Genomic DNA, 23,077 nt, shown 5'->3' with positions numbered 1-23,077 from the left:
CTCGTCGTCGGTAGGAGGCTCGCTGTCACCATGTCGCCGTCAGGCCCCGGTGTGAAGCGCGGGGGTGGCCCCTCATCGTAAGGACGACACTATCGTCCGTGAGAACAAGGTGTCCGCCAGGATCAATGGCCTGGTCACTACCCGCGCAGGAAACTCACGATTCCATCAGAGATCCCCTGCGCCGCCTTCTGCCGCCAGGCGCCGCTGGTGAGCAGCGCCGCGTCCTTGCTGTCGCGCATGTTGCCGCACTCGATGAACACCTTGGGAACCGTTGACAGATTGAGACCGCCCAGGTCCGTACGGGTGTCGAGACCGGTACCGCCGCCGATGTAGTTGGAGGGGGCGCTGCCCGTCGCCCGCACGAAGTTGCCCGCGACGCGCTCGCCGAGGGCGCGCGAGGGGGCGACGATCGCACGGGTGTCGGCGGCGCCCTCGTGCACGCTGCCCGGAAGGATGACGTGGAAGCCGCGGTTGCCGGCCGCCGAGCCGTCCGCGTGGACCGAGACGACCGCGTCGGCCTTCGCCCGGTTGCCGATCCGGGCCCGCTCGTCCACGCAGGGCCCGAAGGGCCGGTCGCCGTCCTGGGTCAGCTTCACCGTGGCACCCTGCGCTTCCAGCAGCGTGCGCATCCGGTGGGCCACGTCGAGGGTGAACTCCGCCTCCTTGTAGCCGGAGTTGGTGGCCGTCCCCGTGGTGTCGCACTCCTTGCGGTTCGTACCGATGTCCACCTTGCGGTTGATCTCGGCCGTGTGCTGGAAGTTGCCCGGGTTGTGACCCGGATCGATGACGACCACCTTGCCCTTGAGCGGGCCGGAGACGACGGGCGCCGAGGCGGCCGGAGTGGGACTCGCCTTCGGCGATCCGCTCGCCTTGCCGTCACCCGAGCCGGACGAGGACGGACCAGAGGCCCTGGGCGAGCCGGACGCACTCGCCGACGCCGTCGTCCCGACCGCGCCCGCGGACCCGTCCGACCCCGTGCCCGTACCTCCCACCGCCTCGAACACCACCCACCCGAGCAACGCACCCGGCACGAGCGCGACGAGCGCGACAGCCAGCGGACGCCGCCGGGAACGGCGGGGCGGGGACGGTTCGAAGCCGGGGCCTACGTACGACACGACAGCGACTCTAACCGGGCTCCGGTGCCTCCGCTCTCAGATCCCCGCCCCCGTCCGCCGCAGCACGCGCAGGGAGTCCGTCGCCGAGAGCTCCGTGAAGGCGCCGGAGGCGAGGGCTCTGAGGTAGACGCGGTAGGGGGCCTGGCCGGTGAACTCGTCGGCCGGGTCGGGGAAGACGTCGTGGATGAGGAGCAGGCCGCCCTCGGCGATGTGGGGTGCCCAGCCCTCATAGTCGGCGTTGGCGTGTTCGTCGGTGTGGCCGCCGTCGATGAAGACGAGGCCGAGGGGGGAGCCCCAGATCTGCGCCACCTGCGGGGAGCGGCCGACCAGGGCGACGACGTGCTCCTCCAGGCCGGCCCGGTGCAGGGTGCGGCGGAAGGTCGGCAGGGTGTCCATCAGGCCGAGCTCGGGGTCGACCGTCTCCGGGTCGTGGTACTCCCAGCCGGGCTGCTGCTCCTCGCTGCCGCGGTGGTGGTCGACGGTCAGCGCGACGACCCCGGCCTCGCGGGCCGCGTCGGCGAGGAGGATCGCGGAGCGGCCGCAGTACGTGCCGACCTCCAGGAGGGGGAGCTCGAGCCGCCCGGCCTCCAGGGCCGCCGAGTAGAGGGCGAGGCCCTCACCCACCGGCATGAACCCCTTCGCCGCCTCGAACGCGGCCAGGATCTCGGGCTTGGGAGCGGCCGCGGGCATCGGCGGTTTCCTCTCGGTCATACGTGCGGACAGTCGCCTCATGCTGCCGCACCCCCGGCCGATGAATCGACAGGGGGTGCGCTACGCCCCTCAGGGGCGCGGGGCTGTGTCGAATAGCGGCTCCGCCGCGGGGCGCGACCAGCCACAACGACGCCGCAGCCGCGAGACGACATCGAGTGGCACCCCAATGGAGCGCTACACGCCCACGCTCTCCCCGGGCAACGCCAGATCCACCTCCACGGCCGACGAACCCCCCGCATGCGTCGCCGAGGAAGCCAACGGCCCGTACCCGGCAGCCCGTGCGGCCAGCACATACGCGCCGCCCGACGGCACCGGCAGGGCATAGCTGCCGTCCGCCGAGGACACCGCCGCGCCCGCCTGGCGGCCCCGCCGGTCGATCAGCGTGACCTTGGCCCGGGGGACAGGCGTGCCGGTCGCGTCCAGGACGCGACCGCGGAAGCCGCGCAGGGCCTCCTCCGCCCGCTCGATCCCCGCGTCCTCCTCGCTGCTGGCCCGCAGCTGCGGGGCGCGGTCCGGCTTCGGCAGGAACAGGGCCATCAGGAGGCCGACGGCGACGGCGCCGGTCGCGATGAGGAAGGAGACGCGGAAGCCGTGCATGGTCGGGATCTCGACGCCGTTCACGGTGTGCGCGGTGTTGGCCAGGACCATGCCGATCACGGCGCTGGAGACCGACGTACCGATGGACCGCATCAGGGTGTTGAGGCCGTTCGCCGCGCCCGTCTCCGAGGCCGGGACCGCGCCGACGATCAGCGCGGGGAGGGAGGAGTAGGCGAGGCCGATGCCGGCGCCCAGGACGACCGAGATGACCAGGCTCTGCCAGGCGGCGCTCATCAGGCCGAGGCCGGCGCCGTAGCCGATCGCGATGATCAGCATGCCGAGGATGAGGGTGGTCTTGGGGCCGTACTTGGCCGACAGGCGGGCGTAGACCGGGGCCGTGACCATCATCGTCAGGCCCAGCGGGGCGACCAGCAGGCCCGCGACGACCATCGACTGGCCGAGGCCGTAGCCGGTGGCCTTGGGCAGCTGGAGGAGCTGGGGAAGGACGAGCGAGACGACGTAGAAGCTGACGCCGACCATGATCGAGGCGAGGTTGGTGAAGAGGACGGCCGGGCGGGCCGTGGTGCGCAGGTCGACCAGGGGGGCCTTCACCTTCAGCTCCATCACGCCCCACAGGAGGAGGACGACGGCCGAGGCGGCGAACAGTCCGAGCGTGGTGGCGGAGGTCCAGCCCCAGTCGCTGCCCTTGGTGATCGGCAGCAGGAACAGCACCAGGCCGGTGGACAGGCCGAGCGCGCCCGGCAGGTCGAAGGAGCCCTCGGCGCGCATCGGGGACTCGGGGACGACGAGGAGGGTGAGCGCGATGGAGAGCGCGCCGAGGCCGGCGGCGCCGTAGAAGAGGGCGTGCCAGTCGGCGTGCTGGGCGACCAGGGCCGCGGCGGGCAGCGCGAGACCGCCGCCGACGCCGATCGAGGAGCTCATCAGGGCCATCGCCGAGCCGAGCTTCTCGCGGGGCAGCATGTCCCGCATCAGACCGATGCCGAGGGGTATCGCGCCCATCGCGAAGCCCTGGAGGGTACGGCCCACGATCATGGTGAGCAGATCGCTGGTGACGGCGCTGACCAGGGCGCCGACGACCATCACCGCGAGGCTGAGGATCAGCATGCGCCGCTTGCCGAACAGGTCGCCGAGGCGGCCCATGATCGGCGTGGCCACGGCGCCGGAGAGCAGGGTCGAGGTCAGGACCCAGGTGGCGTTGCTGGGCTCGGTGTCCAGCAGCTGCGGCAGGTCCTTGATCACCGGGACGAGCAGGGTCTGCATCACCGCGACGACGATGCCCGCGAAGGCGAGGACCGGGACGACGGCGCTGGTCGCTCTCCTGGTGGGCTGGTCGGTCGGTGTGTGCGTCATGTGAGGCAGGCCTCCGGGCCGGGACGTCGGTGCGGTCAGGTACGCGGTTCAAGTACGCGGGTCAGGTACGTGTGGTGTGAACTACGTATGCGCGGGCAACTATTCCGATGCTTCGGCATACTAACGATTTCTTTATATTCTCTTGGGGAAGTCGAGCCGGATTGGGACCATGGCCAGCATGCCGGAAGCCACTGACACCGCCCTCGCCTCCCGTCTCCGCTCGGCTCCGCCCACCTGGCTGGTGGTGGCCCTGGCCTGCGCCGGTCAGTTCCTCGTCGTCCTCGACGTGTCCGTTGTGAACGTGGCACTGCCCTCCATGCGGACCACCCTCGGCCTCGGTGACCAGGGACTTCAGTGGGTGGTGAACGCCTACGCCATCGCCTTCGCCGGGTTCATGCTCCTCGGCGGCCGGGCCGGTGACCTCTACGGCCGCAAGCGGATGTTCCTGATAGGCCTCGGCCTGTTCACGCTGGCCTCGCTCGGCGGCGGACTCGCCGAGGACGGCTGGCAGCTGCTGGTCGCCCGCGCCGCACAGGGACTGGGCGCCGCGGTGCTCGCCCCCTCGACCCTGACCATCCTCACCGCCGCCGTCCCCGAGGGTGCCGCCCGCGCGCGGGCCATCGGGACCTGGACGGCCGTCGGCGCCGGCGGCGGCGCGGCCGGCGGACTCGTCGGCGGCGCCCTGGTGGACGTGCTGTCCTGGCGCTGGGTGCTGCTCATCAACGTGCCGATCGGCGCCGTCGTCCTCATCGGCTCCCTGCTCCGGCTGCCGGAGAGCCGCGCCGGGGACCGCCGCCGCCTCGACCTGCCGGGCGCCCTGCTGGCCACGTCCGGCCTCGCCCTGCTGGCCTACGGCATCTCCCAGACCGAGGCCGCCGGCTGGACCGCCGCGGCCACCCTCGTCCCCCTGGCCCTGGGCCTCGCGCTGCTCGCCCTCTTCCTCGCCGTCGAATCCCGTACGGCGGCCCCGCTGATGCCGCTCGGACTGCTGCGGGTGCGCGCGGTGGCCTCGGCGAACGTGGCGATGTTCCTCAGCGGCTCCGTGATGTTCTGCATGTGGTTCTTCATGACCCTCTACGCCCAGAACGTGCTGGGCTACTCCCCGCTGGACGCCGGACTCGCCCTGGTGCCGAGCTCCCTCGCCGTGATCCTCGGCTCCAAGGTCGCCCCGCGGTGCATGCGGGCGGTCGGGCACCGGGCCACGGCGGTGCTGGGCACGGCGGTGGCGGCCGTCGGCTTCGGCTGGCAGTCGACGCTGCGGGTGGACGCGCCCTACCTGACCGCGATCATGATCCCCGGGATCCTGATGATGCTCGGCGCCGGCCTCGCGATCACTCCCCTCGCCGCCCTGGCCATCTCCGGCGCCGCCCCGGGAGAGGCGGGCCTCGTCTCGGGCCTGGTCAACACCTCCCGCACGATGGGCGGTTCCCTCGGCCTCGCCGTCATGTCCACCATCGCCGCGTCCCGCACGGCGGGCAGCCACACCCCGCAGGCCCTCACCGAGGGCTACGCCCTGGTGTTCCGCACCGGCACGGGGGTGCTGATCGGCGGGGCGGTGCTGATGCTGCTGTGGCTGCCGCGGAAGGTCCAGGCCGCTTGAGGCGGGGGGAGCCTTCTGCGGTTGCCTGCCGCCGGGTTGCCTGCGGTCAGGCTGCCTGCGGTCAGGCTGCCTGCGGTCAGGCTGCCTGCGGTCAGGCTGCCTGCGGTCAGGCTGCCTGCGGTCAGGCTGCCTGCGGTCAGGTCGCCTGCGGTCAGGTCGCCTACAGCCAACCCTGCCGCCGAGCCTCCCGCATCGCCTCCAGCCGGTTGCGGGTGCCCGTCTTGCCGATCGCGGAGGAGAGGTAGTTGCGGACGGTGGACTCGGAGAGGTGGAGCTTCGCGGCGATGTCCGCGACGGTCGCGCCGTCGGCGGAGGCCCTGAGGGTGTCGCACTCGCGGGCGGTGAGGGGACTGGGGCCGGCGCTGAGCGCGGCGGCGGCCAGGGCCGGGTCGATCACGGTCTCGCCGGTCAGGACGCGGCGGATCGAGGCGGCCAGTTCCTCCACGGGACCGTCCTTGACGAGGAAACCCGCGGCGCCCGCCTCCATGGCCCGGCGCAGATAGCCGGGGCGGCCGAAGGTGGTGAGGATCAGCACCCGGCAGTCGGGGACCTGCTCGCGCAGTTCGGCGGCGGCGTCCAGACCGCTCATGCCGGGCAGTTCGATGTCGAGGAGTGCCACGTCAGGGCGGTGGGTCAGGGCCGTGTCCACGATCACGTCCCCCGTCCCCACCTGCGCCACGACCTCGATGTCCGCCTCCATGCCGAGCAGCAGCGCGAGTGCGCCGCGCATCATCCCCTGGTCCTCGGCGAGCAGCACTCTGATGGACTTGGCGGGCCGGTGATCCCGCGGCATCTCGTTCACGGCCCAAGCGTAGGGCGCGGGGCGACTGGAGGAGTTGTGCCCGCACCCCCTCACGGAGCCGTAGCACCCGCCCGCCGCACCGCCGCCACCGCTGCCGCGGCCGCCGCCCCACCCATGCCCGTCCCCTCCACCCCCATCGGCTCCCGCAGACCACCCGCCGCCGGAGACCCTGGTGACTCCCCGCCCTCCAAGGGAAGCTCCGCGCTCACGACGAAACCCACCCGCGGTCCGGGCCCGGCCGTGAGCGAGCCTCCCGCCGCCGCCAGGCGTTCCGTGAGACCCCTGAGGCCGGTGCCGCCGATGCCGTGCGCGGCCCCCGTCCCGCCGAGGCCGCCGGCGTCCGCACCCCCCACCCCGTCGTCCGTCACCGTCAGCCGTACCTGTTCCGCCCCCCGCACCACACTGATCTCGCACCGACGGGCCCCGCTGTGCCGGACGACGTTGGTGACGGCCTCGCGGACGACCCAGCCGAGCAGGGACTCCGTCTGGGCCGGGAGAGGAGTACCGGACTGGTGGAGGACGAGGTCGACGCCGGTCGCGGAGAGGGCGGAGCGGGCCCGGTCGAGCTCGGTGGTGAGGCTGCCCTCGCGGTAGCCGGTGACGGCCTCGCGGATCTCGGTGAGGGCCTGGCGGCCGACGGACTCGATGTCGGTGATCTGGCCGAGCGCCGCCGTCAGGTCGCGGTCGGCAAGCCTCCGGGCCGCCTCCGCCTTGACCACGATCACCGACATCGTGTGGCCGAGCAGATCGTGCAGATCGCGGGAGAACCGCAGCCGCTCCTTCTCGACAGCTCGCCGCGCCAACTCCTCGCGGGCCGCCCGCAGCTCCCGTACGGCCTCCGACAACGACAGGATCGCCGCGGTGACCATCGTCGAGATCCACGTGGCGTACGCCGTGTCGAGGCCGCCCCAGCCGTCGCTGGTCACGGAGACCACCCCGGCCAGCAGCGCCACCACCGTCCCGGCCCAGCGCAGGTGCGGCATCCGCACCACCGCGCCCGTGGCGAGGCCGAGCAGGGGGAAGAACAGAAGCCAGTTGTCGCCGTATCCCAGGGCCAGACCGCAGGTCAGCAGGCCCATCAGCACCAGCGCCACCCGCGTCGAGACCGCCTCCCGCTTCTCCCGTACGAAGGAGCGGAAGGCCACGTAGATGTAGAGCGAGTTGAAGGCGAGCAGCCCCAGGCCGCCGATCCAGGGGTTCGGGGTGTGCCCCTGGAAGAGGTTGGAGAAGGCACCCATCCCCAGCAGCAGCCACGGCAGCAGGGCGAAGCCGGTCGGGCCCACGTGCTCGGGCGTCCTCCCGGCCTTGCGCGCCTCCCGGCACTCGTCCTTGAGCCGGTCCTTGTTCGCGTCGTAGTACCGCCGCTGCTCCTGCGCGTGCTGGTGGGCCAGCTGCCAGGCGTCCAGACGGCACGAGACCGCGCGCAGCCAGGACCCGCCCCTGTTCCTTCGCTCCGAGTTCCTTCGCTCCGACATGCCTACGACGCTACGCACCCGCGAGCCCGCGCGGCAGATCCGCCTGTACGGCCTCCCGCAGGACAAATGTCACCCCCGACGAATCCCGACTCATCCCGACGGAGCCGACACCACCACCGGACCTGACACCCTGTCAGGAGTCTTCACAACTGCCGAGCCCTGGGCTATACAGAGGTCGCCGGACTGGAACGCGTTCTAGATCGGCCCGTGACGACCTCGGTGCGGCCGACGGTGCGGACGGCCGTACCGAGGTCTCTGAGCCCTCAGGGAGCCGCATGCCCATCGACGCAGCCAAGGCCCTCGCCGCCGAGCCCCGCTCCGGCGAGATCACCTGGGACCACAAGGACGTCCAGCTCTACCACCTCGGCATCGGCGCCGGCGTCCCCGCGACCGACCCCGACGAGCTGCGCTACACCCTGGAGTCCCGGCTGCACGTGCTGCCCAGTTTCGCCACCGTCGCGGGCGCCGGTTCGCCCGGGGTGATCGGCGGCCTGTCCATGCCCGGCGTCGACGTCGACCTCGCCAAGGTCCTGCACGGCGGCCAGTCGCTCACCGTCCACCGCCCCCTGCCCGTCAAGGGCACCGCGACCGCCACCGCCCGGATCGCCGCCGTGTACGACAAGGGCAAGGCCGCCGTCCTCGTCATGCGCACCGAGGTCGCCGACGCCCAGGGTCCGTTGTGGACCAACGACGCCCAGATCTTCGTACGCGGGGAAGGCGGCTGGGGAGGCGACCGCGGCCCCTCCGCCCGCCTGGACCCGCCCACCGGCGACCCCGACCGGACCGTCGAGCGCCCGCTCCGCGAGGACCAGGCCCTGCTGTACCGCCTCTCCGGCGACTGGAACCCGCTGCACGCCGATCCCGAGTTCGCCAAGCTCGCCGGCTTCGAGCGGCCCATCCTGCACGGGCTGTGCACCTACGGCGTCACCCTCAAGGCGGTCGTCGACACGCTGCTCGGCGGGGACGTCACCCGGGTGCGGTCGTACGCCACCCGCTTCGCCGGGGTGGTCTACCCGGGGGAGACCCTGCGGATCCGGATGTGGCACACCCCGGAGGCGACCAGGGTCGCCGTGAGCGCCGTCGAGCGAGCGGACGCGCCCGTCCTCGCCGACACCATCGTCGAACACTCCTGAACCCGCACGCCTGAATCCACACGTCTGAACCCGCACTCCGGAACCCGTACGACCCCGACCCGCACTCCTGAACCCGTACGACCCCGAGGGGAGCCGCACCATGCGCGCAGCCGTACTGAACGAGATCGGCCAGGACAAGCTGGAGGTCCTCGACGACGTCGAGGCGGTGGGCTTCGGGCCCGGCCGGGTGCGGATCCGGGTACGGGCCACCGGGCTGTGCCACTCGGACCTGTCCGCGATGAACGGCGTCCTGCCCCAGCCGGCGCCGTTCGTCCCCGGCCACGAGGGCGCGGGCGAGATCCTCGAAGTCGGGGAAGGCGTCACCCACTTGAACCCCGGCGACCGGGTGGTGATGTGCTGGCTGCCCGCCTGCGGAGCCTGTCCCGCCTGCAAGCGCGGCCAGACGGAACTGTGCCTGGCCGGGTTCATGAACGCCGGCACCCCCAACTTCAAGCGCCCCGGCGGGGACGTCTTCGGCATGGCCGGCACCGGCACCTTCACCGAGGAGGTCGTCGTCGCCGCCGGATGCGCCGTCCCGATACCCGACGACGTGCCCTTCGACATCGCCGCCCTCATCGGCTGCGGCGTGACCACCGGACTCGGCGCCGCCCTCAACACCGCGGACGTGGAGGCGGGTTCGTCCGTCGCCGTCATCGGCTGCGGGGGCGTCGGCATCTCGGTGATCCAGGGCGCCCGGCTCAGGGGGGCCGCCGAGATCGTCGCCGTGGATCCGGTCGTGTCCCGCCGTGAGTCCGCCCTGAAGTTCGGCGCGACGAAGGCCGTCTCCCCCGACGAACTGCCCGACGCCAAGCAGCAGATCACCGCCGGCGAGGGCTTCGACTACGTCTTCGAGGTCGTCGGCAAGTCCGCCACCGCCCGCACCGCCTACGACCAGACCCGGCGCGGCGGCACCCTCGTCGTCGTCGGCGCGGGCGCCATGGACGACAACCTCCAGCTCAACATGTTCGAGCTGTTCTTCGACGAGAAGCGCATCCTCCCCTCGATGTACGGCGGCGGAGACGTCCTGCGTTCCTACGAGCGCACGATCGCCCTGTGGCGGGCCGGCCGCGTCGACCTCGACGGGCTCATCACCCACCGCGTCCCGCTGTCCGACATCAACGAGGCCCTCGACCAGATGCGCACGGGGACCGCCCTGCGTACCTGCATCGAGATCTGAGGGGACCCCCATGCCAAGGCCGTTGGAGGGCCTCTGCGCGATCGTCACCGGCGCCGGCCGCGGACTCGGCCGCGCCGAGGCCCTGGAACTCGCCCGGCTCGGCGCGTCCGTCGTCGTCAACGACTACGGACAGCCCGGCCGGGACGGCTCCGGCGACGCCTCCGCCGCGCCCGCCGAACAGGTCGCCGCCGAGATCCGGGCGGCCGGCGGCAGGGCCGTCGCCCACACCGGTGACGTCGGCGACTTCCACCAGGCGGGCGAACTGGTCGAGATGGCCATCGCCGCATACGGCAAGCTGGACGTCCTCGTCAACAACGCGGGCATCCTGCGCGACCGCATGGTCTTCTCCATGACCGAGGACGAGTGGGACGCCGTGATCCGCGTCCACCTCAAGGGGCACTTCAACACCACCCACTTCGCGGCCGCCCACTGGCGCGCCCGGTCCAAGGCCGCCCAAGGACCGGTGTACGGGCGGATCGTGAACACCTCCTCCGAGGCGTTCCTCGCCGGATCCGCCGGACAGCCCAACTACGCCGCCGCGAAGGGCGGGATCGTCGGCCTCACCACCTCCACCGCCCTCGCGCTGGCCAAGTACGGCGTCACCGCCAACGCGATCTGCCCGCGCGCCCGCACCCGAATGACCGAGGACGTCTTCGCCGGTCTCGAACGCCCCGAGGACGGACTCGACCCGCTCGCCCCCGAGCACGTCGCCCCGCTCGTCGGCTACCTGGCCTCACCCGCCGCCGCCCGGGTCAACGGCCAGCTGATCGTCGTCCACGGCGGCATGGTCGCGATCGTCGAACGGCCGCGTGTCCAGGCGAAGTTCGACAGCAAGCAGGACACCTTCAGCTACGACGAACTGGACGCGCTGCTCACCCCGCACTACGCGGCCCGACCGGACGGGGAGACCTTCGCGGCGGCCGACGTCCTGGGGCTGAAGAGGGAGTAGGCACGGAAAGCCCACATGGCAGCGGGCACGGAAAGCCCACATGGCAGCGGGCACGGAAAGCCCACACGGCAGCGGGCACGGAAACGGCCCCGCCCTCTCGGAGGAGAGGACAGGGCCGTATCGCTCGCTACCGCTCGTTCAGGCCGCCGATTCGGCCTGCTCGGCCGACTGGTGGCCGGACTGCTTGCGGTGCCGGCCGCGGGGGGCCGACTCGCTGTCGTGGACCGAGACCGGACCCCGGTGCCGGCCGTGGCCGGTGGACTCCTGGACGTCGGCAACCGGCTGGTTCCTGCTGGCGTCACTCATCGGTTGAAACTCACCCCGTCAACATGATCTTTCTTACAGCCGGGCGAGTTTAACCGGCGCCCCGGGGGCCGAATCCAGGCGACAACCCCAACCGGCACTAGTTCGTTACAAGATTCCCCAGAGGCGCCTGTTGCAGGGGCACAGGGCGGGGCGCGACGGGCGCCGGAGGACCCGGTTCCGGTGGCTCGGCCGCGGCCGGGGACCCATCCCCCGACGTCTCCCGTACGGCCGTACCACCACCCCGTTCCGGATCCTCCGGGCCCGCGTCCCCCGCCTTCCCCGCGTCCCCCGAGCCCCCCGTCTCCCCCGAGCTCCCCGTCTCCCCCGAAGGCGCCTCCACCCGCGCCACCGCGCACGGCGTCTCGGCCGTGGCGTACGGAAGATGGAGCACCCCGTCCTCGGTCCACAGCCCGGCGCCCGCCAACCACCCCTCGGGCGCCGGGAAATGACGTGTCCGCCGCTCGGCGGGCCGCCACACGCCGACCCAGCTGCCGAGCGGCCCGTCGATCCGCAGCGCCACCGCGCAGCTCTCCGGCATCAGGACCTGCCCCGGCTGCACGGCGAAGGGCGTGACCGTGCAGCCGGGTGCCCGCAGACACTCCGGGAAACGGACCGGCAGCGTGCTCCCCAGCACGCCCCAGCCCAGCCGCTGCTCGCCCGGCGACGGCGCGTCCGACCGGATCAGCAGCAGCCCGCTGTCCGGGTCGGCGAGCAGCAGCCGGTCGTCGCTCTCCGCGGCGATCTGGAGCAGGGGCGAGACCTCACCGTCCCGCTCCAGATCCACCACGACCGTCTTGGTCCGGCCGCCGACCTCCCGGTCCAAGGCCAGCATCCGGCCCGTACGGTCCAGCCACACCCCGCCCGAGCAGCGCCCCGGGATCTGCGCGAGACGCTCGGGCCCGAAGGCGCCGCCCGCCACCAGCCACACCGTGCTGGAGTGCCGGCCCACGGCGAGGGCGTACGCCTTGTCCCCGCCCGGCGCGGGCGGCAGCAGCCGCAGCCGGTCGCCCTCCTCGGGGCACTCGACCGCGCCGAGCGGCAGCTCGCCCGTGGCCGGGCCCGTCGGGTACAGCAGCGAGAAGGCGTGCCGCCCGTCCGCCAGCCGCCGGATGAGCACCCGCCCGTCGCCCATCGGCTGCACCTCGGTACCGGGCTCCTCCGGCTGGTTGCCGGGCAGCGGCACCGCGTACGGCTCGGGGCCGTCCAGCGTCCAGCGCTCCGGGAAGAGACGGTCGCCGTCCCCGGCGAGGCGCGCGGCGTAGGAACCGTCGACTGTGATCGCGCACCCCGACCCCGGGGACCCGCCGTCCTCGTCCGCCGCCGCCGGCTCGATCGCACAGGCCGTCATCGTTCGGTCACCTCCGGCAACGAAGCTAGTTTTCGTACGCACGGACGGGGGACCGGCGGACACCCTCTTCACGCAAAGGGGTGACCGAGGAACGATTCGCCTGAGGAATGCGGGGCGACTGTGCTGGGCGGGACGACCGCCGCCGGGACAGGTTCAACGGGGCAGAACAGGCAGGTAGCCTGTCCTGCGTGCCCCGTCTGTCTGAAGTCATCACCGCGCTGGAGAACCTGTGGCCCGCCGAACGGGCCGAGTCCTGGGACGCGGTCGGCACCGTCGTGGGCGAGCCCGGCCAGGAGGTCACCCGGGTCCTGTTCGCCGTCGACCCGGTCCAGGAGATCGTCGACGAGGCGGTGAAGCTGGGCGCCGACCTGCTGGTCACCCACCACCCCCTCTACCTTCGCGGTACGACGACGGTGGCGGCCTCCACCTTCAAGGGCCGTGTCGTGCACACCCTCATCAAGAACGACATCGCGCTGCACGTCGCCCACACCAACGCCGACACCGCCGACCCGGGGGTCAGCGACGCGCTGGCCGGGGCGCTGGACCTGCGGGTCACGGGCCCGCTGGTGCCCGACGCGAGTGATCCGGAGGGCCGTCGAGGGCTGGGCCGCGTCTGCGAGCTCGACCACCCCCTGACCGTCCGCGAACTCGCCGCCCGCGCCGCCGAGCGCCTGCCCGCCACCGCGCAGGGCATCCGCGTCGCCGGCGACCCCGAGGCCGTGGTGCGCACGGTCGCCGTCAGCGGCGGCTCCGGCGACGGCCTCTTCGACCAGGTCCGCGCCGCCGGCGTCGACGCCTTCCTCACCGCGGACCTGCGTCACCACCCGGCCTCCGAAGCGGTGGCCCACAGTCCCCTCGCGCTGCTCGACGCGGCGCACTGGGCCACCGAGTGGCCCTGGTGCGAGCTGGCCGCAGCCCAGCTCGACGAGATCTCCGACCGGAAGGGATGGGGCCTGAGGGTCCACGTCTCGAAGACGGTCACCGACCCCTGGACCGCCCACGCGGCGTCCGCCGACACCTCTAGCTCACCGGGAGCCCCCAACTGAACGCCGCGCCCGCCGACCAGATCCGCCTTCTCGACGTCCAGGCCCTTGACGTCCGCCTCCAGCAGCTCGCGCACCGGCGCAGGTCGCTGCCCGAGCACGCCGAGATCGAGTCGCTGACCAAGGATCTGACGCAACTGCGCGACCTCCTGGTGGCCGCGCAGACCGAGGAGAGCGACACCACCCGCGAGCAGACCAAGGCCGAGCAGGACGTGGACCAGGTGCGCCAGCGTGCCGCCCGCGACCAGCAGCGCCTGGACTCCGGTGCCGTCACCTCCCCGAAGGACCTGGAGAACCTCCAGCGCGAGATCGCCTCCCTCGCCAAGCGGCAGGGCGACCTGGAGGACATCGTCCTGGAGGTCATGGAGCGCATCGAGTCCGTCCAGGAGCGGGTCGCCGAGCTCACCGAGCGGGTCGGCTCCGTCCAGTCGAAGATCGACGACGCGACCGCCCGCCGGGACGCGGCCGTCGAGGAGATCGACGGCGAGGTCGCCACGGTCACCAAGGAGCGCGAGGTCATCGCCGGGGTCATCCCGGCCGACCTGCTCAAGCTGTACGAGAAGCTCCGCGAGCAGCAGGGCGGCGTCGGCGCGGCCAAGCTGTACCAGCGCACCTGCCAGGGCTGCCGCCAGGAGCTCGCCATCACCGACATCAACGAGATCCGCTCGGCCGCGCCCGACACGGTCGTGCGGTGCGAGAACTGCCGGCGCATCCTGGTCCGTACGTCCGAGTCCGGCCTGTAAGGAGCGTTGGGCGTGCGGGAGTTCATCGTCGAGGCCGACGGCGGGTCGCGGGGCAACCCCGGGCCCGCGGGCTACGGATCCGTGGTGCTCGACGCGGCCACGGGCGAGACCCTGGCCGAGGCCGCCGAGTACCTCGGCGTCGCGACCAACAACGTCGCCGAGTACCGGGGGTTGCTGGCCGGCCTGCGCGCCGCCCACGCCCTCGACCCCACCGCCCGCGTCCATGTCCGCATGGACTCCAAGCTCGTCGTCGAGCAGATGTCCGGCCGCTGGAAGATCAAGCACCCGGACATGAAGCCCCTGGCCCTGGAGGCGGCGTCCGTCTTCCCGGCCTCCCAGGTCACCTACGAGTGGATCCCCCGGGAACAGAACAAACACGCGGACCGGTTGGCCAACGAGGCGATGGACGCGGGGAAGCGGGGGGAGCGGTGGTCTGCGTCGGCTTCGACGGCGGAGTTGGACGCGGTCGCCGAGGCCTCGGCTTCTTCTTCTCGTCGCGGAGCGGCGGAGCGGTTGGGCGGCGGAGCCGTGGAGGTGGGGGGCGGCGGAGCCGCCAAGGCCGACGCCGACGTTCGGGCCGCGCGGACCGTCTCGTCGCCCGGGTGGTCGGCGGGGGCCGACATGGGTGCGCCGGCGACCTTCGTGCTGTTGCGGCACGGGGAGACGCCGTTGACGCCGGAGAAGCGGTTCTCGGGGAGCGGGGGGACGGATCCGTCCCTCTCCGAGATCGGGCGGGGCCAGGCCGAGCGGGCCGCCGTAGCGCTGGCGAGGCGGGGCACGATCCAGCACATCGTCGCCTCACCGCTCGCCCGGACGCGCGAGACCGCCGCGGCGATCGCCACCCGGCTCGGTATCGAGGTGACCGTGGACGAGGGCCTGCGCGAGACGGACTTCGGTGCCTGGGAGGGGCTCACCTTCGGCGAGGTCCGCGAGCGGTACCCGGACGACCTGAACACCTGGCTGGCCGACCCGGAGGCCGAACCCACCGGCGGCGGCGAGAGCTTCGCGGCCACCGCCACCCGGATCGCCGCCACCCGCGACAAGCTGGTCGCCGCGTACGCGGGCCGCACGGTCCTGCTCGTCACGCACGTCACCCCGATCAAGACGTTCGTACGACTCGCCCTCGGCGCCCCGCCCGAGTCCCTGTTCCGCATGGAACTCTCGGCGGCCTCGCTGTCGGTGGTGGCGTACTACGCCGACGGCAATGCGAGCGTCCGTCTCCTGAACGACACGTCACACCTGCGCTGACCGTACGGGCCGGGTCACCGGACGCGCAGCCCCGCCGCCTCCCGCGCCAGCGCCTCCACCCGGGTCCAGTCCCGCGCCGCGAGCGCGTCCGGCGGGAGCATCCAAGTACCGCCCACGCAGCCGACGTTGGGCAACGCCAGGTACGCGGGCGCGTTCCCCGGGCCGATCCCGCCCGTGGGGCAGAACCGCGCCTGCGGCAACGGCCCCGCGAGCGACTTCAAGTACGCCGTACCGCCCGCCGCCTCGGCCGGGAAGAACTTCATCTCCCGCACCCCGCGCTCCAGCAGCGCCACGACCTCCGACGTCGTCGACACCCCCGGCAGGAACGGCACCCCGGACGCCCGCATCGCCTCCAGCAGGACGTCCGTCCAGCCCGGACTGACCAGGAACCGCGCCCCGGCCGCCACCGACTCCTCCACCTGCGTGGGCGTGATCACCGTGCCCGCCCCGACCACGGCGTCCGGCACCCCGTCGGCGATCGCCCGGATCGCGTCGAGCGCGGCCGGCGTCCGCAGCGTCACCTCGATCGCGGGCAGCCCGCCCGCCACGAGCGCCCGCGCGAGCGGTACGGCGTCGGCGGCGTCCTCGATGACGACGACGGGCACGACGGGGGCGAGGTCCAGCGGTGATGAGGCCATGGCTCTCATCCTGCCCAGTGTGTGCAGTCTGCGCAAAGGCTGTTGCGTACCTTGCAATAGCTTTAGTGGATCTCGTCCACCAGCACGTCCAGCGACCACGCCTGCCCCGCCCGGGCGGGCGCCTCCACCTCCACCACGTACCCGAGATCCCGCAGCGCCTCCACCAGCTCCGCCGGCCCCTTCGGAGCGACCCCGGCCGACAGCAGGGCGCGGACGATCCGCCCCTTGGTCGCCTTGTTGAAGTGGCTGACCACCTTCCGCGTCGGCGCGTGCAGCACCCGCACCCCCGCCGTCCGCCCGGCGATCTCACCCTTCGGCTTCCACGCCGCCGCGTACGCCGAGGACCGCAGATCCAGCACCAGCCCGTCGCCCGCCGCCTCGGGCAGCGCCGCCGCCATCGCCGTACGCCAGTGACCGCCCAGCGCCCCGAGCCCCGGCAGTTTCACCCCCATCGAGCAGCGGTACGAGGGGATCCGGTCCGTGATCCGGACGGCACCCCACAACCCCGAGAAGACCAGCAGAGACCGGGCGGCACGCCTCTTCGCGGCCGGGTCCAGGGAGGACAGGCCGAGAGCGTCGTAGAGCACACCGGTGTAGATCTCCCCGGCGGGCCGCGCCCCCGCCGTCCGCAGCTCCGTGTTCTTCGCGATCTCGCCGCGCAGCCCCTCGCTCAGCCCCAGCACCTCGCGCGCCTTCTCCTCGTCCGCCGCGCACAGCTCGACCAGCTCGTCCAGTACGGCGGCACGGGCGTCGGCGAGCCCCGGCAGCGACAGCGACTCCAGTTTCAGCGGGGCGCCGCGGCCGGAGGACGCCTTGCCTTCGGAGGGCGGCAGCAGGACTAGCACGGGTGGATCTCCTTCTGTCTCTCCACAGACTTCTGTTCCTGTGGAGCTGTTCCTGTAGAGCTGTTCCTGTAGAGCTTTGCGACAGCGTACGGCGTGCTCTACGGCGTGCTCCGCGGTGAGCCCGGTCCTACGCTCGCTACATGCCCCGTCGCCCGATCCGCGTGACCGACGCCCCCCTCCGGGCCGCCCTCACCGCGCTCCGCACCGAACTCGGCGTACCGGACACCTATCCGCCCGAGGCCGTGACGGAGGCCGAGCGGCCCCCCGTACTGCCGGAGCACGACGCCACCGACATCCCCCTGTTCACCATCGACCCGCCCACCGCCACCGACCTCGACCAGGCGATGCACCTGTCCCGGCGTGGCTCCCCGCGTGGCGGCGGCTACCGGGTGCGGTACGCGATCGCCGACGTCGCCGCCTTCGTCGTACCCGGCTCGACGCTGGACGCGGAGACCCACCGGCGGGTGATGACCCTCTACTTCCCCGACGAGAAGGTCCCGCTGCACCCCGAGGTGCTCGGCGAGGGCGCCGCCAGCCTGCTGCCCGGCCAGGTGCGCCCGGCGGCGCTGTGGACGATCGACCTCGACGGCGACGGCCGTACCGTCGCCGTCGACGTCCGCCGGGCCCTCGTCCGCAGCCGGGCCAAGCTGGACTACGCGGGTGTGCAGAAGGACATCGACGGCGGAACTGCCGAGGAGCCGCTCGCGCTGCTCGCCGAAGTGGGCCGGCTGCGGGAGGCGCTGGAGGTCGAGCGGGGCGGGATCTCTTTGAATGTGCCTGAGCAGGAGATCGTCGAGCGGAACGGCGGCACGTACGAGCTGACGTACCGCGCCCCGCTCCCCTCCGAAGGCTGGAACGCGCAGATCTCCCTGCTGACCGGCATGGCGGCGGCGGAGCTGATGATCGAATACGGCACGGGAGTGCTCCGCACCCTCCCCGCCGCCCCCGACGGCGCCGTCGGCCGCCTGCGCCGTACCGCGCTCGCCCTGCGCATCGACTGGCCGCACCATGTGTCGTACGCCGCGCTGATCCGGTCCCTGGATCCGACGGTTCCCCGCCACGCGGCCTTCCTCCAGGAGTGCACGACCCTGCTGCGCGGCGCCGGCTACACGGTCTTCCGGGACGGTGCCGTCCCCGACATCACCACGCACGCAGCCGTCGCCGCGCCCTACGCCCACTGCACGGCCCCGCTGCGGCGCCTCGCCGACCGGTACGCCTCGGAGATCTGCCTCGCGGCGGTGGCGGGGGCCGCCCCGCCCGAGTGGGTGCTCGCCGCGTTGGATTCCTTGCCCCGGGAGATGACCGAGGGAGGGCGGCGAGCCTCCGCCGTGGAGCGGGAGTGCGTGGACCTTGTCGAGGCCGCGCTGCTGAAGGACCGGGTGGGGGAGGTGTTCGACGGCTGCGTGGTGGAGCTGGGCGAGCGCCGGCCGACGGTCGGTGTGGTGCAGCTGGAATCCCCGGCGGTGATCGGCCGGGTCGAGGGGGCGGGGCTGCGGCTGGGGGAGCGGCTGCGGGTGCGGCTCACGCGGGCAGATCCGGGACCGGAGAGGCGAGCGGCCGTGCGCTTCGCGCCTGCCTGACGGCGTGGACCAGGGCGTCGGGGTCGTCGGCGTGGAACCGGACCAGCCGGATCCGCCGAGGGCGGCCCAGGAACGTCAAGTGGGTGATCGGCTCGGTCAGTTCGAGGGTGACGGAGGTCTGCGCGCCCATGGCCAGGTCGAGTTCGCCGTCCTTGCACGTGTGCGTGGCGCGCAGCTCCCGCCGTACGGACACGATCCGCTCCAGCGGTATCCGCAGATCGACGTGCACGGCCCGGCGGATCCGCAGCGCGTCCGGCTCCAGCACGTGGGGTCGTACGACGTTCGACGCGTGCAGCCCGATGACGAAGACGATGGTGTACACGTCCAGCACGAACACCACGGCGTGCACGACCGGCAGGTCCTTCAGCAGCACCGACATCGTGACCGTCTCGACCAGGCACACGAACGCGAACCCGAACATCATGGCGCCCTGGCCTCGGGCGTACCCGAAGGCCTGACCGGTTCCGGTGCCGTGACTACGGCGGGTGACCCACAGGGCGAGACTCACCAGCATCCGCAGCTCATAGCGGGCCAGGATCAGTACGGTCTTCACGGAGTTCCTCCGTCCTCTTGCTGTTCCGCGAGGATGCGCAGGGTGCGGCGGATCGCCTCGGCCTGGGCGGGGGCGAAGTCGGCGTAGAAGGCGCGCAGGAAACTGTCGTGGGAGCCGTCGGGGTCGACGGCGGCGGTGGGCAGCAGCTCGGCGGGCAGACAGGCGGCGAGGGCGCGCGCGGCCTCGTCCACGCGGGGGTCGTCCGTGTCGGCGTCGACGAGCGCGTCGAGCAGCGAGTACGCCGCCCGGGCCCGTTCCGCCCCACCCGGCGTGTTGAAGGTGGCGCCCAACAGTCCGATCAACTGCTCCCGGGCCTCCGGAGAGGCCGTCGTGTCGAGCATCGCGAGGATCTCGCGGTCCTTGGCGGCCATGGGGGAGTCGGACACGGGCCCCACCTCGCCGAACAGCGCGGCGAGCTCGGGCGAGACGGGCCCTTCGGCGGGCAGTTCCTCCCTTTCGAGGAGGGCGCGCAGCCGCTCCCGCCGCCGACGAATGGCCGCCTCCTGCCGAGCGAGATCCTCATCCAGCTCGGTCAGCACCTCGGCCAGATCCTTCCCCGCGTCCTCGGCGAGGACATCCCGCACCTCGGCCAGCCCCAGCCCCAACTCCGTCAGCCGCCGGATCCGCGCCAGCACGACGGCATGCCTGAGCGTGTAGTCCCGATAGCCGTTCCCCAGCCGCTCCGGCTCCGGCAACAGCCCCAGATGGTGGTAGTGCCGCACCGTCCGCGTGGTCACACCGACGGCGCCGGCGAGTTCTCCGATCCGCATGGGACCAGTAGAGAGGTTGACGTCGCGGCAGGGTCAAGCGACGGGGCGGGAGCGTTCCTGTACAGGTGATCCCGCGCGGTCCGGCACCGGTGAGCGGCTGCGGCGGTGTTGCGTGGGGGGCATGGCACTTGATCCGATCACGCGGAAGACCTTGCTGGACTGGTTCGTCGACCTGGAGACACCGGAGGGCCTGCGCGCGGAACTGATCGAGGGCGAACTCCTCGTCACCCCCGTCCCGGACGGCCACCACGAGCACTGCGTCAGCCGGGTCGTGGGTCAGATGTACCGACGTACTCCGACGGACATGCAGTTCTCGGGCAACAAGGGGCTCAAGCTGGGGAGCACTGAGGGCTGCCCGCAGGATCACGTGATCCCCGACGGCACGCTCGTCCCCAAGGCGCTACGGCTGTTTCGGGGCGCCGACCCCTGGATGCCCTGCGAGGGCGTGGCGATGGTGCTGGAAGTAACGCCCCGGGCAGGGGCGCGGATCGACCGCGAGATCAAGCGCCGCTGCTACGCCCGTGGTGGTGTCCCCCTGTACCTGCTGGTCGATCGCGAGACCGCGTGGACCACGCTCTTCAGCGACCCGGAGTCGGGCGACTATCGGGAGCGGCACGCCGTCGCCTTCGGTAAACCGCTGGCCCTCCCCGAACCCCTCGCCTTTGACTTGGACACCGCGGACTTTCTCTGAGCGGCCCGGCGTTGCACGCTGGGGAGGCCGGACAGGTACGGCATGGGCCGGACAGGTACGGCATGGGGGGCGTGAGCGCATGGAACAGGCACTGTGGACGAGAGCGCGGCTCGGCCGCTGCGGCCCCCCGCTCGACCTCCTCACCGCCCGCTTCGACAAGCACGTCTACGCCCCGCACGCCCACGACGAGTACACGATCGGCGTGTGCGTCGGCGGCTCGGAGGTCATCGCCTACCGGGGCGGCCACATCCGCACGGGCCCCGGTTCCATAGTCGTCCTGGCCCCCGGCGAGATGCACACGGGCGGCCCGGGCACCTCCACCGACGGCTACGCCTACCGAGCCCTGTACGCGATGCCCACCCTCCTCACCGAGGGAACCGCCGACCTCACCCTCCCGCACTTCCGCGAGCCACTCCTCGACGACCCGGAACTGGCCGCGTCCCTCCTCGCCGCCCACTCCCAACTCAGCGCCTGCCCCGACCCGTTGGAGACGGAGTCCCGCCTGCCCTGGCTCCTCGCGGCCCTGTCCTGCCGCCACTCCACGTCCCGCGCGGCGAACTCCGTGATCCCCGGCGCCGACGGAATCGCCCGAGCGGTACGCGACCGCCTGGCCGACGAGCTCCTGGACCCCCCGTCCCTCGCCGACCTCGCCACGGACCTGGGCCTCTCCCGCTACCAACTCCTCCGCGCCTTCCGTACGACGATGGGGGTGCCGCCGTACGCCTGGCTGGCGCAGTACCGCGTGGGCCGGGCCCGGCGCCTGCTGGACTCGGGCCATCGCCCGGCCGAGGTGGCGGGCCTGGTGGGCTTCGCCGACCAGGCGCACCTGACGCGCTGGTTCCGCCGCGTGATGGGCGTGACCCCGGCGGCGTACCGCAACAGCGTTCAAGACAGTCGCCGGTGAGGCCGCCGAAACTGCCCGCATGACTGCACGCGGCTGGTTCCTGTTCTCCCTGATGGGAGTGGTCTGGGGCGTCCCCTACCTGATGATCAAGGTGGCGGTGGAGGCCCCGCTGTCCCCGTCCTTCGTGGTGTTCACGCGCTGCGTCCTGGGCGCGGCACTCCTGCTCCCCTTCGCGCTACGCCAGCCCGGCCTGCCGCAGACGATCCGTCGGCACTGGAAACCCATGCTGGCCTTCGCCTGCATAGAGATCATCGGCCCCTGGTACACGCTGACGGACGCCGAGCGTCACTTGTCGAGCTCGACGGCGGGCCTGCTGATCGCGGGCGTCCCGATCGTAGGAGTGGCGTTGGCCCGCTTCTTCGGCGACACGGAGCGGTTGGGCGCGAGGCGCGTGACGGGACTCGGCCTGGGGCTGGCGGGGGTCGCGGTCCTGACGGCCCCGCACCTGACGGGCGGAGACGCTCGCTCGCTGGGGGAGGTGGCGGTGACGGTGCTGGGCTACGCCACGGCCCCCTTGATCGCCGCGAGGTGGCTGAAGGACGTCCCGTCCCTCCACCTCACGGTCCCCTGCCTGGCCCTGGCGGCGCTGGTCTACGCCCCCGCGGCGGCACTGACCTGGCCGTCTTCCGTCCCCTCGGCCCAGGTCCTGACGGCGCTGGTGGGCCTGGGCGTGATCTGCACGGCGTTGGCCTTCGTGGCCTTCCTGGAGCTGATCAAGGAGGTGGGCCCCACCCGGGCCACGGTCTTCACGTACGTCAACCCGGCGGTGGCGGTGGCGGCGGGCGCGCTGTTCCTGGACGAGTCACTGACGCTGGGGGTGGGTCTGGCCTTCACCCTGATCCTGGCAGGCTCCGTCCTGGCCACGGCCGGCCCGGCCCAGGTGACCGCGGAACCGGCCTGCCCCGATCGCCCGGTAACATGGTCCACACGGCAGACGAGCCGGGCGGACGGCCGCGTGGAATCCCCCTGAGGGACTCCCCGAGGAACGTCCGGGCTCCACAGGGCAGGGTGATGGCTAACGGCCACCCGGGGTGACCCGCGGGACAGTGCCACAGAAAACAAACCGCCCGACACTTCGGCGTCGGGTAAGGGTGAAACGGCGGTGTAAGAGACCACCAGTGCCCAGGGCGACCTGAGCAGCTAGGTAAACCCCACCCGGAGCAAGGTCAAAAGGAGCCGCGCTGTAACAGGCGGGGCTCTGCGCGGACGTCCGAGGGCTGCCCGCCCGAGTCCGCGGGTAGACCGCACGAGGCCGGCGGCAACGCCGGTCCTAGATGGATGGCCGTCGCCGAGGGGTTCGCGAGAGCCCCTCGGAACAGAACCCGGCGTATAGCCTGACTCGTCTGCCGCTCCACATTTCCGCAGGTCAGAGGCCATGTTTACCAGCTGAACAAACCCTCGGGGTCGAATCCGGGTCGAATCTGCGCTACAGGTATCGTCGTTTCTGTCTGCCGTCCATGCGGCATATTCGGGCAATCTGGGTGCCAAATGCGGTCCAGTGCCGTTCTGGAGCAGACATCTCGGATGCTGGTGCACTC

21 protein-coding genes, 1 other RNA gene and 1 pseudogene are annotated in these 23,077 nt (G+C 72.2%); 12 read left to right on the top strand and 11 right to left on the bottom strand.

Features of this window, described 5'->3' with window-relative positions; translation table 11 throughout:
• Positions 1-137: 137 nt before the first annotated feature.
• The 3 genes from K4B79_RS14980 to K4B79_RS14970 form a co-directional block, all read right to left on the bottom strand.
• Positions 138-1,115, bottom strand: coding sequence for an N-acetylmuramoyl-L-alanine amidase (locus tag K4B79_RS14980; protein ID WP_232027066.1), 978 nt, complete (start codon positions 1,113-1,115; stop codon positions 138-140).
• Positions 1,116-1,151: 36 nt separating this feature from the next.
• Complete coding sequence (locus K4B79_RS14975) at positions 1,152-1,805, bottom strand: class I SAM-dependent methyltransferase (RefSeq protein WP_232027579.1); 654 nt, start codon at positions 1,803-1,805, stop codon at positions 1,152-1,154.
• A gap of 195 nt (positions 1,806-2,000) precedes the next feature.
• Complete coding sequence (locus tag K4B79_RS14970; RefSeq protein ID WP_232027065.1) at positions 2,001-3,734, bottom strand: MFS transporter; 1,734 nt, start codon at positions 3,732-3,734, stop codon at positions 2,001-2,003.
• 169 nt (positions 3,735-3,903) lie between these two features.
• Between K4B79_RS14970 and K4B79_RS14965 the strand changes: the two genes are divergently transcribed.
• Entirely contained in the window at positions 3,904-5,334 is a 1,431-nt protein-coding gene (locus K4B79_RS14965) for an MFS transporter (RefSeq protein ID WP_232027064.1), read from the top strand.
• 160 nt (positions 5,335-5,494) lie between these two features.
• On the opposite strand, the gene K4B79_RS14960 is transcribed toward K4B79_RS14965, so the two are convergent.
• Positions 5,495-6,127 carry a response regulator transcription factor gene (locus K4B79_RS14960; RefSeq protein WP_232027578.1) on the bottom strand — a complete coding sequence of 211 codons (633 nt, stop codon included), beginning with the start codon at positions 6,125-6,127 and terminating at the stop codon, positions 5,495-5,497.
• A 59-nt stretch (positions 6,128-6,186) separates the two neighbouring features.
• Positions 6,187-7,611 (bottom strand): sensor histidine kinase, encoded by a 1,425-nt coding sequence (locus K4B79_RS14955; protein WP_232027063.1) that lies wholly within the window; start codon positions 7,609-7,611, stop codon positions 6,187-6,189.
• 275 nt (positions 7,612-7,886) lie between these two features.
• Between K4B79_RS14955 and K4B79_RS14950 the strand changes: the two genes are divergently transcribed.
• From K4B79_RS14950 to K4B79_RS14940, 3 genes are all read left to right on the top strand, one after another.
• The gene (locus K4B79_RS14950; protein WP_232027062.1) at positions 7,887-8,744 is read left to right on the top strand and encodes a MaoC/PaaZ C-terminal domain-containing protein; all 858 of its coding nucleotides are present in this window, start codon (positions 7,887-7,889) and stop codon (positions 8,742-8,744) included.
• Positions 8,745-8,844: 100 nt separating this feature from the next.
• A complete protein-coding gene (locus K4B79_RS14945; protein ID WP_232027061.1) occupies positions 8,845-9,921 on the top strand; it encodes a Zn-dependent alcohol dehydrogenase in 1,077 nt (358 codons plus the stop codon).
• Between the two features lie 10 nt (positions 9,922-9,931).
• Complete coding sequence (locus K4B79_RS14940) at positions 9,932-10,870, top strand: 3-oxoacyl-ACP reductase (protein WP_232027060.1); 939 nt, start codon at positions 9,932-9,934, stop codon at positions 10,868-10,870.
• Between the two features lie 138 nt (positions 10,871-11,008).
• On the opposite strand, the gene K4B79_RS14935 is transcribed toward K4B79_RS14940, so the two are convergent.
• Positions 11,009-11,176, bottom strand: coding sequence for a hypothetical protein (locus K4B79_RS14935; protein ID WP_232027059.1), 168 nt, complete (start codon positions 11,174-11,176; stop codon positions 11,009-11,011).
• A gap of 97 nt (positions 11,177-11,273) precedes the next feature.
• A complete protein-coding gene (locus K4B79_RS14930) occupies positions 11,274-12,524 on the bottom strand; it encodes a hypothetical protein (RefSeq protein WP_232027058.1) in 1,251 nt (416 codons plus the stop codon).
• A gap of 188 nt (positions 12,525-12,712) precedes the next feature.
• On the opposite strand from K4B79_RS14930, the gene K4B79_RS14925 reads away from it, so the two are divergent.
• The 3 genes from K4B79_RS14925 to K4B79_RS14915 are packed head-to-tail and all read left to right on the top strand — an operon-like array spanning position 12,713 to position 15,558.
• The gene (locus tag K4B79_RS14925) at positions 12,713-13,570 is read left to right on the top strand and encodes a Nif3-like dinuclear metal center hexameric protein (RefSeq protein ID WP_232027057.1); all 858 of its coding nucleotides are present in this window, start codon (positions 12,713-12,715) and stop codon (positions 13,568-13,570) included.
• Complete coding sequence (locus K4B79_RS48265; RefSeq protein ID WP_306504794.1) at positions 13,567-14,310, top strand: zinc ribbon domain-containing protein; 744 nt, start codon at positions 13,567-13,569, stop codon at positions 14,308-14,310. The genes K4B79_RS14925 and K4B79_RS48265 overlap by 4 nt, the downstream gene beginning before the upstream one ends.
• Before the next feature lie 12 nt (positions 14,311-14,322).
• A complete protein-coding gene (locus K4B79_RS14915) occupies positions 14,323-15,558 on the top strand; it encodes a bifunctional RNase H/acid phosphatase (protein WP_232027055.1) in 1,236 nt (411 codons plus the stop codon).
• Positions 15,559-15,572: 14 nt separating this feature from the next.
• Here K4B79_RS14915 and K4B79_RS14910 read toward each other — a convergent pair whose 3' ends face one another.
• Positions 15,573-16,196 carry a bifunctional 4-hydroxy-2-oxoglutarate aldolase/2-dehydro-3-deoxy-phosphogluconate aldolase gene (locus K4B79_RS14910; protein ID WP_232027054.1) on the bottom strand — a complete coding sequence of 208 codons (624 nt, stop codon included), beginning with the start codon at positions 16,194-16,196 and terminating at the stop codon, positions 15,573-15,575.
• 62 nt (positions 16,197-16,258) lie between these two features.
• On the bottom strand, positions 16,259-17,041 hold the full coding sequence (yaaA, locus tag K4B79_RS14905; protein WP_232027053.1) for a peroxide stress protein YaaA: 783 nt from the start codon (positions 17,039-17,041) through the stop codon (positions 16,259-16,261).
• A 140-nt stretch (positions 17,042-17,181) separates the two neighbouring features.
• Here yaaA and K4B79_RS14900 point away from each other — a divergent pair, with 140 nt between their 5' ends.
• Positions 17,182-18,621: an RNB domain-containing ribonuclease gene (locus K4B79_RS14900; protein WP_232027052.1), complete on the top strand. Its 1,440-nt coding sequence runs from the start codon at positions 17,182-17,184 to the stop codon at positions 18,619-18,621.
• On the opposite strand, the gene K4B79_RS14895 is transcribed toward K4B79_RS14900, so the two are convergent.
• Positions 18,563-19,135, bottom strand: a complete 573-nt coding sequence (locus K4B79_RS14895; protein WP_232027576.1) for a hypothetical protein — start codon at positions 19,133-19,135, stop codon at positions 18,563-18,565. The two genes, K4B79_RS14900 and K4B79_RS14895, sit on opposite strands and share 59 nt — an antisense overlap.
• Positions 19,136-19,170: 35 nt before the next feature.
• Complete coding sequence (locus K4B79_RS14890) at positions 19,171-19,944, bottom strand: MerR family transcriptional regulator (protein WP_232027051.1); 774 nt, start codon at positions 19,942-19,944, stop codon at positions 19,171-19,173.
• Positions 19,945-20,065: 121 nt separating this feature from the next.
• On the opposite strand from K4B79_RS14890, the gene K4B79_RS14885 reads away from it, so the two are divergent.
• From K4B79_RS14885 to rnpB, 4 genes and pseudogenes are all read left to right on the top strand, one after another.
• Positions 20,066-20,635 carry a Uma2 family endonuclease gene (locus K4B79_RS14885; RefSeq protein WP_232027050.1) on the top strand — a complete coding sequence of 190 codons (570 nt, stop codon included), beginning with the start codon at positions 20,066-20,068 and terminating at the stop codon, positions 20,633-20,635.
• A gap of 79 nt (positions 20,636-20,714) precedes the next feature.
• The gene (locus K4B79_RS14880) at positions 20,715-21,539 is read left to right on the top strand and encodes an AraC family transcriptional regulator (protein WP_232027049.1); all 825 of its coding nucleotides are present in this window, start codon (positions 20,715-20,717) and stop codon (positions 21,537-21,539) included.
• Positions 21,540-21,558: 19 nt separating this feature from the next.
• Positions 21,559-22,341, top strand: a pseudogene (locus K4B79_RS48620) (DMT family transporter); the annotation flags it as partial.
• A 133-nt stretch (positions 22,342-22,474) separates the two neighbouring features.
• An RNA gene (gene rnpB / locus K4B79_RS14870) (RNase P RNA component class A) lies at positions 22,475-22,885 on the top strand.
• Positions 22,886-23,077: the final 192 nt, after the last annotated feature.

This window comes from Streptomyces lincolnensis, from assembly GCF_021173675.1.
Classification (GTDB): Bacteria; Actinomycetota; Actinomycetes; order Streptomycetales; family Streptomycetaceae; genus Streptomyces; species Streptomyces lincolnensis_B.
The sequence above is the reverse complement of the archived record's forward strand: the minus strand, read 5'-3'. Positions and strand labels throughout refer to the sequence as shown.